This window comes from Cellulomonas fimi (assembly GCF_028527925.1).
In the GTDB taxonomy this organism is placed as follows: Bacteria; Actinomycetota; Actinomycetes; order Actinomycetales; family Cellulomonadaceae; genus Cellulomonas; species Cellulomonas fimi_C.
The window spans coordinates 48,078-58,891 of the sequence record NZ_JAPESW010000008.1 but is presented as its reverse complement, the minus strand read 5'-3'; the positions used below and the strand labels follow the sequence as shown (position 1 = coordinate 58,891).

At 74.6% G+C, this 10,814-nt stretch carries 9 protein-coding genes; 1 reads left to right on the top strand and 8 read right to left on the bottom strand.

Going from position 1 to position 10,814, the window contains the following annotated elements; all coding sequences use genetic code 11:
* Window positions 1-33: 33 nt before the first annotated feature.
* From OMK64_RS05845 to OMK64_RS05825, 5 genes are read right to left on the bottom strand one after another with little or no spacing between them, the layout of a single operon-like run.
* On the bottom strand, window positions 34-1,635 hold the full coding sequence (locus OMK64_RS05845; RefSeq protein ID WP_272727147.1) for an alpha/beta hydrolase family protein: 1,602 nt from the start codon (window positions 1,633-1,635) through the stop codon (window positions 34-36).
* Window positions 1,635-2,549 carry a GTPase Era gene (gene era, locus OMK64_RS05840; RefSeq protein ID WP_272727146.1) on the bottom strand — a complete coding sequence of 305 codons (915 nt, stop codon included), beginning with the start codon at window positions 2,547-2,549 and terminating at the stop codon, window positions 1,635-1,637. Before era ends, OMK64_RS05845 begins: the two co-directional genes overlap by 1 nt.
* A complete protein-coding gene (locus OMK64_RS05835) occupies window positions 2,546-3,865 on the bottom strand; it encodes a hemolysin family protein (RefSeq protein ID WP_272727145.1) in 1,320 nt (439 codons plus the stop codon). Before OMK64_RS05835 ends, era begins: the two co-directional genes overlap by 4 nt.
* Window positions 3,862-4,314 (bottom strand): rRNA maturation RNase YbeY, encoded by a 453-nt coding sequence (ybeY, locus tag OMK64_RS05830; RefSeq protein ID WP_124341789.1) that lies wholly within the window; start codon window positions 4,312-4,314, stop codon window positions 3,862-3,864. The genes OMK64_RS05835 and ybeY overlap by 4 nt, the downstream gene beginning before the upstream one ends.
* Complete coding sequence (locus OMK64_RS05825; protein WP_272727144.1) at window positions 4,311-5,318, bottom strand: PhoH family protein; 1,008 nt, start codon at window positions 5,316-5,318, stop codon at window positions 4,311-4,313. Before OMK64_RS05825 ends, ybeY begins: the two co-directional genes overlap by 4 nt.
* A gap of 226 nt (window positions 5,319-5,544) precedes the next feature.
* Between OMK64_RS05825 and ppdK the strand changes: the two genes are divergently transcribed.
* Window positions 5,545-8,253, top strand: coding sequence for a pyruvate, phosphate dikinase (gene ppdK / locus OMK64_RS05820; protein WP_272727143.1), 2,709 nt, complete (start codon window positions 5,545-5,547; stop codon window positions 8,251-8,253).
* A gap of 42 nt (window positions 8,254-8,295) precedes the next feature.
* Here the strand turns inward: ppdK and OMK64_RS05815 are convergent, their stop codons facing one another.
* The 3 genes from OMK64_RS05815 to dnaJ all read right to left on the bottom strand — a co-directional run bounded on the left by OMK64_RS05815 (window position 8,296) and on the right by dnaJ (window position 10,799).
* A complete protein-coding gene (locus tag OMK64_RS05815; RefSeq protein ID WP_272727142.1) occupies window positions 8,296-8,835 on the bottom strand; it encodes a GNAT family N-acetyltransferase in 540 nt (179 codons plus the stop codon).
* A gap of 64 nt (window positions 8,836-8,899) precedes the next feature.
* Window positions 8,900-9,670 carry a 16S rRNA (uracil(1498)-N(3))-methyltransferase gene (locus OMK64_RS05810; RefSeq protein ID WP_272727141.1) on the bottom strand — a complete coding sequence of 257 codons (771 nt, stop codon included), beginning with the start codon at window positions 9,668-9,670 and terminating at the stop codon, window positions 8,900-8,902.
* Between the two features lies 1 nt (window position 9,671).
* The gene (dnaJ, locus tag OMK64_RS05805; protein WP_272727140.1) at window positions 9,672-10,799 is read right to left on the bottom strand and encodes a molecular chaperone DnaJ; all 1,128 of its coding nucleotides are present in this window, start codon (window positions 10,797-10,799) and stop codon (window positions 9,672-9,674) included.
* Window positions 10,800-10,814: the final 15 nt, after the last annotated feature.

Here is a 10,814-nt window from a genome sequence, read left to right as displayed (position 1 = left end):
GCCGGTCCCACACAAACGAGGACCGATCGGCGGTCAGATGCCGAGCTGGAACACGCCCCAGTACGCCAGGACGACGAGCAGCACGGCCGACCCGACGACGACCGCCCCGCCCGCCACGACGCGCAGCACGCCGCCGGCGACGGGCGCGTGCGCGGCGCCGAGCCGGTGGACGCGCCGCGCCAGGAGGACGCCGGCGACGACGGCGCCGACCCCCAGCAGGCGCACCAGGAGCCACCCGCCCTGCACGACCCAGTCGTTGCGCTCGTAGTCGAGCGCGAGCCGCGCGACGGCCACGAGGTACACGACGAGCGCGACGACCGTGACGATCGTGCCGACGCCCAGCAGCGTGAGGCGGGACGCGACGCCGGGGCCGAACCGCGCGGGCCGTGGCGGCGTCGTCGTGCCCTGCGCGTCCGGGGAACCGCGCCGCCGTCCTGCGCGCAGGCGCACGGCCTCGACGGTGCGCGCTCCCCCGACGGCGAGCGGCGCGAGCACGATCAGGCCGGCCGCGACGGCCACGGTCCCCAGGACGACGTCGCCGTCGCGCAGCCACCACGGCTCGGGCACGGGTGCGGCGACGTAGGTCTGGACGGGCTGCGCACCGGCGATGCGGGGTTCGCTGCTGCCGGTCGCCGGCAGGCCGAGCACCCAGCCGGACAGGTCGCGCAGGAACACCGGCGACACGTCGCCGTCGACCCGGATCCCGTGGTTCGCGCCCTCGTAGTAGCGGACGGTCACGTCGCCGTTCCCGGCGATGGCGGTGTCGCGGATGATCTGCTCGGCGCCCTGCACGGTCGGCATCGACGCGTCGCCCGTGCCGTAGACGACGAGGACCGGCTGGCGCATCTGCCGCTGGAAGGGCGTGACGTCGAAGTCCGCGTACTCGAACCCGCCGCCCGGCAGCGACATGCCGACCGCACGGGGGATCGCCCGGAAGACGCCGTGCGGGACGCCGGTGTTGCGCAGGTAGGAGTCGACGGCGAAGGCGGCCTGCTCGCGCGGCGGCACGACGGGCGACGACACGAGCACGACGAACGCGATGCGCGGGTCCTGCGCGGCCATGACGGGCGCGATCCAGCCGCCCTCGCTCTCGGCGTAGACGCCGACGCGGTCCGGGTCGACGTCGTCGTGCCGGCGCAGCACCTCGACGGACGCCTCGTAGTCCGCGGCCATCTGCACGTAGTCGCGGTGCCGCGTCGTGTAGGTGTCGAGCCGCTTGTCGGGGACCATCGCGACGATGCCCGACGCTGCGAGCGCGTGCGCCTGCTCGACGAACGCCCGCGTGAACTTGCCGGTGCCGGCGCCGTGCACGAACACCACGCCGGGCGCGGGCTCGTCGAGCCCGACGGGCACGCTGATCTGCGCCTCGACGGTCGCGCCGTCGAGCTGCACGGTGACGGTGCTCGTCGCGACGTCGTAGGTCCGCAGCGGCGGCGCGGCGCCGATCGCGGTGTCCGCCGTCTCGACCGCGATCGGGTCGGCGAGCGGCACCGGGTCCCACTGCGGCCCCATGACGGCGCCGAGCACCGCGAGCACGACGATGCCGAGCGCGGTGCTCGCGACGACGCGGTACGGCGACCCGCCCCGCCGCTCGTGCGGCAGGGTGCGACGGTCGCGGAACCCGGGGCGGAGCATCAGAAGCCGAGCCTCCCGAGCTGCTTGGGGTCGCGCTGCCAGTCCTTCGCGACCTTGACGTGCAGGTCGAGGAACACGCGCGCGCCGAGCAGCGCCTCGATGCCGCGCCGCGCCTGGCTCCCGACGTCACGCAGGCGGGCGCCGCCCTTGCCGATGACGATCGCCTTCTGGCTGTCGCGCTCGACGAACAGGTGCACCCGCACGTCGAGCATGGGCGTGGCGTCGGGCGACGTCGTCTCGCGCGGCACGATCTCCTCGACGACGACCGCGAGCGAGTGCGGCAGCTCGTCGCGGACCCCCTCGAGCGCGGCCTCGCGGACGAGCTCGGCCACCATGACGTGGTCGGGCTCGTCGGTGAGCTCACCCTCGGGGTACAGCGCGGGGCCCTCGGACAGGTGCCCGACGAGCACGTCCTCGAGCACCTTGACCTGGTAGCCGGAGACGGCCGAGACCGGCACGATGTCCGCCCACTCCCCGAGGTTCTGCACGGCCATCAGGTGCTCCGCGAGGCGTCCCTTGCCGACCGTGTCGGCCTTGGTGACGACCGCCACGACGGGCGTGCCGCGGCCGTCGCGCGCGAGCTCGGCGAGCTGGTCGGCGATGAACCGGTCGCCGGGCCCGACGCGCTGGTCCGCGGGCAGGCAGAACCCGACGACGTCGACCTCGGTGAGCGTGTCCTTGACGAGGTCGTTGAGCCGCTCGCCGAGCAGCGTGCGGGGACGGTGCAGGCCGGGGGTGTCGACGAGCACGAGCTGCGCGTCGGGCCGGTGCACGATGCCGCGCACCGCGTGCCGCGTGGTCTGCGGGCGGCCCGAGGTGATCGCGACCTTCTGCCCCACCAGCGCGTTGGTGAGCGTCGACTTGCCCGCGTTGGGCCGGCCGACGAAGCAGGCGAATCCTGAACGGAAGGTCATCGTGCGGCTCCGTGCTGGTCGGTCGGCACGCCCTCGGCGGGCGTGTGCGTCGGGGGGTCGTCGGGCGTCGCGAGGCTGACGAGGACGGTCGACAGCGTGCGGCGCCTGCCCTGGGCCTCCTCCGCGACGAGGTGCAGGCCGTGGATGTCGCCCGCCGACCCGGGCAGCGGGACCTTGCCGAGCGCCTTCGCGAGCAGCCCGCCGACGGTGTCGACGTCCTCGTCCTCGACGTCGAGCCCGAACAGCTCGCCGACCTCGTCGCGGCCCAGCCGCGCGGGCACGCGGTAGACGCCGTCGCCGAGGTCCTCGACCTCGGGTGCGGTCGGGTCGTGCTCGTCGGTCAGCTCGCCGACGATCTCCTCGAGCGCGTCCTCGATGGTGACGAGCCCGGCGATGCCGCCGTACTCGTCGACGACCATCGCCATGTGCGACGAGCCGTCCTGCAGCTCACGCAGCAGCTCGTCGACGGGCTTGGACTCGGGCACGAACACCGCGGGCCGGGCGAGGGAGTGCGCGGGCGCGGCGAGCAGCGCGTCGGCGTCGGGGTCGTCGACGCCGGGAGCGAGGCGCAGCCGTCGGACCACGTCCTTGAGGTACAGCACGCCGCGCAGGTCGTCCACCGACTCGCCGACGACGGGCACGCGCGAGAACCCGGACCGGCGCAGCAGCCCGAGCACCTTGAAGACCGGGGTGTCGGCGTGCGTCGTGACCATGTCGGTGCGCGGCACCATGACCTCGCGCGTGAGCGTGTCGCCGAGCTCGAGCACGGAGCGGAACATCTCGCGCTCCTCGTCCTCGATCGCCTCGGACTCGCTCACGCGCTGGACCATCTCGCGCAGCTCCTCCTCGCCCTGCGCGGGCCCGGCGTACGACGCGGCGCGGCCGAGCCCGCCGAACGCGACGGTGATCCCGAGCAGCGGGCGGGACAGGACCGTGAGCGTCTGCACGGGGTGGGACCGGCCGATGCTGCGCGGGCTCACGCGCACGAGCAGGAACGCGACCACGGCGACGAGCCCGACGGTGATCAGCAGGACCGCCCACCACGGCAGCGAGCCCGACGACACGACCAGCGTGAGGCAGACCGTGGCGGTCATCTCCGCGAGCAGGCGGACGAACGACGCCGCCGCGACGACGCGCGACGCGTGCTCCTCGAGACGCATGACGCGCGCGGCGGCCGGGTGCTGGTCGGCGACGAGGTCGGTCACCGTGGCGCGCGAGACGCGCGTGACCGCGACCTCGCCCGCGGACATCGCCGCCGCGAACGCGATGCCGAGGACGGCGAGCGCGACGAGCAGCCCGACGGGGACGTCGGTCATCGACCGGCCAGGAACGTCAGCAGGAGGCGTCGCTGGAGCGCGAACATCTCCTTCTCCTCCTCCGGCTCGACGTGGTCGTAGCCCAGCAGGTGGAGGATGCCGTGCGTCGTGAGCAGCAGCAGCTCCTCGGCCGTGGAGTGACCCGCGGCGCGCGCCTGCTGCGCGGCGACCTCGGGGCACAGCACGACGTCGCCCAGCAGGCCGGCCGGGGTCGGCTCGCCCTCGCGGCCGGGACGCAGCTCGTCCATCGGGAAGGACAGCACGTCGGTCGGGCCGGGCTCGTCCATCCACTTGACGTGCAGGTCCGTCATGACGTCGGTGCCGACGAGCATGATCGACATCTCGGTCTGCGGGTGCACGTGCATCGCGTCGAGCACGAACCGCGCGAGCGCCGCGAACTCGGCCTCGTCGACGTCGAAGCCGGACTCGTTGTTGACCTCGATGCTCATCGGGTGCCGCTCCTGTCCCAGCGCGCGTACGCGTCGATGATGTCGCTCACGAGCCGGTGGCGGACCACGTCGGCGGACGACAGGCGGCAGAACGCGACGTCGTCGACGCCGTCGAGGACGTTCTCGACGACGCGCAGCCCGGACGTGGTGTTCGACGGCAGGTCGACCTGCGTGACGTCGCCGGTGACGACGACGCGCGAGCCGAACCCGAGCCGCGTGAGGAACATCTTCATCTGCTCGACGGAGGTGTTCTGCGCCTCGTCGAGGATGATGAACGAGTCGTTGAGGGTGCGCCCACGCATGTAGGCGAGCGGCGCGACCTCGACCGTGCCGGCCTCCATGAGCCGCGGGATCGACTCGGGGTCGACCATGTCGTGCAGCGCGTCGTAGAGCGGTCGCAGGTAGGGGTCGATCTTCTCCGACAGCGTGCCGGGCAGGAACCCGAGCCGCTCCCCCGCCTCGACGGCGGGGCGCGTGAGCACGATCCGGTTGACCTGGCGGGCCTGGAGCGCCTGCACGGCCTTCGCCATCGCGAGGTACGTCTTGCCGGTGCCGGCCGGGCCGATGCCGAACGTCACGGTGTGGCGGTCGATCGCGTCGACGTACTCCTTCTGGCCCGCGGTCTTGGGCCGGATGGTGCGGCCGCGCGCGGTGAGGATGTTGAACGTCAGGACGTCGGCGGGGCGGGCCGTGGAGCCCTCGGCGAGCATCGCGACCGAGCGCTGCACGACGTCGGGCGTGAGCGGCGTGCCGGCGGCGGCCATCTCGACGAGCTCGTCGACCAGGCGGGCCACGAGGGCGACGTCGCCCGCGGGACCCGCGAGGGTGACCTCGTTGCCGCGGACGTGCACGTCGACCGTGGTGAAGCCGGACTCGATCGCGCGGAGCACCTCGTCGCGCAGGCCCAGCAACTCGACCATCGAGACGTCGGCCGGGACGGTGATGCGGTGCTCGACGCGGGCGTGCGCACCGGCCGGGCGGGGATCAGTGTGGGGCTGCGTCATGGGTCGGCGTACGCCGTGCGCTCCTTCGGTGGCGGTCGCGGGGCGCGTCGGGCGCGTCGCACGCGGTCTCGGTGGTCGTCCCAGTCTACCGACGCCCTGCACGCGTCCGCCGAGCGCAATCCCGTCGACCGCCCGGGACCTTGGTACTGCGCGCCGGGCACGGACGGGGACAGACTGGCCGGTGGGAGGCCGGGTGAGGGCGCCCGGCCGCACGCGGAGGTGCGCCGTGGCGACGTACGTGTGGGACTTCACGCAGGGCGACAAGGACCAGAAGGACCTCCTGGGCGGCAAGGGGGCGAACCTCGCCGAGATGACGCGGCTCGGCCTCCCCGTCCCGCCGGGCTTCACGATCACGACCGAGGCGTGCCGCGCGTACATGCGCACGGGTGAGGTGCCGCGCGGGCTCGCGGTCGAGGTGACGACGGCGCTGCGCACGATGGAGGACACGCTCGGGCGGCGGTTCGGCGACCCCGACGACCCGCTGCTCGTGTCGGTGCGGTCGGGGGCCAAGTTCTCGATGCCCGGGATGATGGAGACCGTCCTCGACGTCGGGCTCAACGACACCACCGTGCACGGGCTGGCGCGGTTCAGCGGCGACGAGCGGTTCGCGTGGGACTCCTACCGCCGCCTCGTGCAGATGTTCGGCCGCACGGTGCTCGGCCTCGACGGTGCGCTGTTCTCCGACGCGCTCGACGCGGCGAAGGCGGCGCGCGGCGTGACGTCCGACGTCGACCTCGACGCCGACGCGCTGCGCGAGCTCGTCGGCGCGTTCCAGGAGATCGTGCGGTCGCAGACGGGCGCGCCGTTCCCGCAGGACCCGCGCGAGCAGCTCGACCTCGCGATCGTCGCGGTGCTGGGCTCGTGGAACACCGAGCGCGCGCGGCTCTACCGCCGCAAGGAGCGCATCCCCGACGACCTGGGCACGGCCGTCAACGTCGTGCCGATGGTGTTCGGCAACCTCGGGCCGACGTCGGGCACGGGCGTCGCGTTCACCCGCGACCCGGCGACCGGCAAGACCGGCAACTACGGCGACTACCTCGCGAACGCGCAGGGCGAGGACGTGGTCGCGGGGATCCGCAACACGCTGTCGCTCGACGACCTCGCCGAGCGCGACCCGGACGCGTACGGGCAGCTCCGCGGTGCGATGCGCCAGCTCGAGACGCACTACCGCGACCTGTGCGACATCGAGTTCACGATCGAGCGCGGGAAGCTCTGGATGCTCCAGACGCGCGTCGGCAAGCGCACGGCTCCCGCGGCGTTCCGCATCGCGACGCAGCTCGTCGACGAGCACCTCATCACGCTCGACGAGGCGCTCGCGCGGGTCACCGGGGCGCAGCTCTCGCAGCTGCTGTTCCCGCAGTTCGCCGCGTCCGCGGACCGCACGCTGCTCGCACGCGGGATGGCCGCCTCCCCGGGTGCCGCGGTTGGTGCCGCGGTGTTCGACTCGGCCACGGCGCAGGAGCGGGCCGCGCGCGGCGAGGACGTCGTCCTCGTGCGCCGGGAGACGAACCCCGACGACCTCGGCGGCATGATCGCGGCCGTCGGCGTGCTCACGGCGCGCGGCGGCAAGACGTCGCACGCGGCGGTCGTCGCGCGCGGCATGGGCCGCACGTGCGTCGTCGGTGCCGAGGCCGTCGACATCGACCTCGTCGCGCGCTCGTTCCGCGTCGACGGCCACGTCGTGCGCGAGGGCGACACCGTCGCGATCGACGGCGGCACGGGCGAGGTGTTCCTCGGGCAGGTCCCCGTCGAGCCGTCGCCGGTCAGCCGGTACCTCGAGGAGGGGCTCGACGCGGCGCTCGACCACGCGCCCGACGACGACACGCGCGAGCTCGTCCGGTCCGTCGACCGCCTCCTCTCGCACGCCGACGCCGTCCGCCGGTTGCACGTGCACGCGAACGCCGACACCGCCGCCGACGCCGCGCGCGCCCGCCGGCTCGGGGCGCAGGGCGTCGGGCTGTGCCGCACCGAGCACCAGTTCCTGGGCGAGCGGCGCGTGCTCGTCGAGCGCGTCGTGCTCGCGTCGTCCGACGAGGAACGGCAGGCGGCTCTCGACGCGCTGCTGCCGCTCCAGCGCGAGGACTTCGTCGGGCTGCTGCGCGAGATGGACGGGCTGCCCACGACGATCCGCCTGCTCGACCCGCCGCTGCACGAGTTCCTGCCCGACCTCACCGACCTGTCGGTGCGCGTCGCGCTCGCGCACGAACGGGGGCAGGACGCGGCCGCCGACGAGCGGCTGCTCGCCGCCGTCCGGCGCATGCACGAGGCGAACCCGATGCTCGGCCTGCGCGGCGTGCGTCTGGGTCTCGTCGTGCCCGGGCTGTTCGCGCTGCAGATCCGGGCGATCTGCGAGGCGGTCGTCGAGCGGCGCGCCGCGGGCGGCGACCCGCGCGCCGAGATCATGGTGCCGCTCGTCGGGTCGGTGCAGGAGCTGCGGCTCGTCAAGGACGAGGCGCGCGCGATCATGGCCTCGGTCGGTGCCGAGCGGGGCGTCGACCCCCACCTGCCCGTCGGGGTCATGATCGAGCTCCCGCGCGCCGCGCTCACCGCCGACCGCATCGCGCAGGAGGCCGCGTTCTTCTCGTTCGGCACCAACGACCTCACGCAGACCACGTGGGGCTTCTCGCGCGACGACGTCGAGGGGGCGTTCTTCGCGCAGTACACCGACAACGGCGTGCTCACGGTGTCGCCGTTCGAGACCATCGACGCGCTCGGCGTCGGGCGGCTCGTGCAGATCGCCGTCGAGCAGGGCCGCGCGGCGCGGCCGGACCTCACGCTGGGCGTCTGCGGGGAGCACGGCGGCGACCCCGAGTCGATCCGGTTCTTCCACGACGCGGGCCTCGACTACGTGTCGTGCTCGCCGTTCCGCGTCCCGGTCGCGCGCCTCGAGGCCGGGCGCGCCGCCGTCGCCGAGGCGGGGGTCGACGTGCGCTGACCCGGCGCGCCAGGACCGCGCGGACGAGGGACCGGCCCGTCCTCAGCTGCGCCCTGGTGGCGCCGTCCCCGCGTCAGGCGTCGTCGCGTCCGCCGTCGAGCGGCAGCACCCGCCACACCACGTCGAGGGCCCGCTCGCCCGACGTGCTCGGCTCGACGCGCTCGACGACGAACGCTCGCGCTCGTAGAACGCCCCGGCACGGGCGTTGCCCGCGAAGTGCTCGACGCACAGCCGCCGCGTCCCTGCGGGGAGGTGCCGGACGACCGCGTCGACGAGCCGCGGGCCGAGCCCTGCGCCACGGTGCTGCGCGTCGAGGTACAGCTTGTACAGGACGTGGTCGTCGCCGTGGCGGCCGCGCTGCGCGACCCCGACGATCTCGCCGTCGTGCTCGGCGACCGTGACCAGCCCCGCGGCGACGGCCCCACCGATCTGCTGCGGCGTCCACCACTGCTCGACCTGCGCGGTCGCGGCCCGGTCGCCGATCAGCGGGGCGTAGTGCGCGCGGACCACCCGGTCGCCGAAGGCGCACACGGCCGCCACGTCGTCGTCTGCGGCCTCACGGACCAGCCACCGCTCCGCCATCGGTCACCCCCGGTGTCGCGTCGTCGCGACCGAGGCTCTCACGCGCCGGGGCCGTGGGTGCGGCCTACGCCCAGCGGCCGAGGCGCTGCGCGAGGAGCGCGAGGGCGACCGGGCCGGCCGTCGAGGTGCGCAGCACGTGCGGGCCGAGGCGGACCGCGACCGCGCCCGCGTCGACGAGGCGGGCGAGCTCGTCGTCCCCGATCCCGCCCTCGGGCCCGACGACGACGAGGCACTCGCGACCCGGCGCTCCGGCGTCCGGCAGCCCCACCGCCGCGATCGGGAGCGTCGCCTCCTCGTGCAGGACCAGCGCGGCTCCCCCGGCGTCGACGGCAGCCCGCACGCGCTGCGCGAGCGCACGCGAGTCGACCGCCGTCCCGACCTCCGGCACGCGCGCGCGACGAGACTGCTTCGCGGCCGCCCGGACGGTGCCGAGCCAGCGGGCACGGCTCTTCGCGGCGCGCTCGCCGCGCCACACGACGATCGACCGGTCCGCCTGCCACGGCAGGACGCCGTCGGCCCCGACCTCGGTCGCCGCCTCGATCGCCTGCTCGTCGCGGTCGCCCTTCGCGAGCGCCTGCACGAGCACGAGCGCGACGTCGGGCGGGGGCTCGACCACGACGTCGTCGACGCGCAGCAGCACGCCCTCGCCGCCGACGGACTCGACGACGCCGACCAGCCGCACGCCCGCGCCGTCGACCACGTCGACCCGCTCCCCCGGCCCACGGCGCTGCACCACGCCCGCGTGCCGACCCTCGGAGCCGTCGAGCAGGAACGTGCCGCCCGCGGCTACGCCCGCGAGCGTCCCCGGCTCCGCGAGGAAGACGGGTGCGCTCACCTCAGCGGCCCGAGAGCTTGTCGCGCAGCTTCGCGAACACTCCGCTGCTCGCGCTCGCGAGCCGCGACTCCGGACGCTCCTCGCCGCGCAGCACCGCGAGCCGCCGCAGCAGCTCGACCTGCTCGTCGTCGAGCGCCGTCGGGACCTGCACCTCGACGTGCACGTGCAGGTCACCGCGCCCGCCCGCGTGCAGGTGGCCGACACCGAGGCCCTTGAGCGTGACGACCTGCGCGGGCTGCGTGCCCGGGCGCAGGTCGACCTCGCGCTCGCCGTCGAGGGTGTCGAGCTGCAGGGTCGTGCCCAGCGCGGCCGCGGTCATCGGCACCTGGAGCGTCGCGTGCAGGTCGTCGCCGCGGCGCACGAACGTGTCGTGCTTGCGCTCGTGGACCTCGAGGTAGACGTCGCCGGCGGGGCCGCCGCCCGGGCCGACCTCGCCCTGACCCGTGAGCTTGATGCGCGTCCCGGTGTCGACGCCCGCGGGCACGTCGACGCCGAGCGTGCGGCGCGAGCGCACGCGGCCCTCGCCCGAGCACTCGGGGCACGGCTCGGGGATGACCGTGCCGAACCCGTGGCACGCGGCGCACGGCTGCGTCGTCATGACCTGACCGAGGAACGAGCGCGCGACGCGCTGCACCGACCCGCGGCCGTGGCAGACCTCGCACGTGCGCGGCGACGTGCCGGGACGGCAGCACGAGCCGCCGCACGTCGGGCACAGCACAGCCGTGTCGACCGGCACCTCCTTGTGCGCGCCGAACGTCACCTCGGTGAGGTCGAGGTCGAGGCGCACGAGCGCGTCCTGCCCGCGACGCGCGCGCGGGATCGGCCCCCGCTGGGCGCCCGCACCCGCGGCCGCGCCGAAGAACGTCTCGAAGATGTCCTGGAAGCCGAAGCCGCCGCCCATGCCGCCGCCGGGCGACGCCGGGTCGGCACCGAGGTCGTACGCGCGGCGCTTCTCCGGGTTGGAGAGCACGTCGTACGCGCGCGACACGTCCTTGAAGCGCTCCTCGGACGCCGCGTCGCTGCCCGCGACGTCGGGGTGGTGCTCGCGCGCGAGCTTGCGGTACGCCTTCTTGATCTGCTCGGGCGAGGCGTCGCGCGGGACGCCGAGGATCTCGTAGTAGTCGGTCACGTTCGGGTGCGCTCG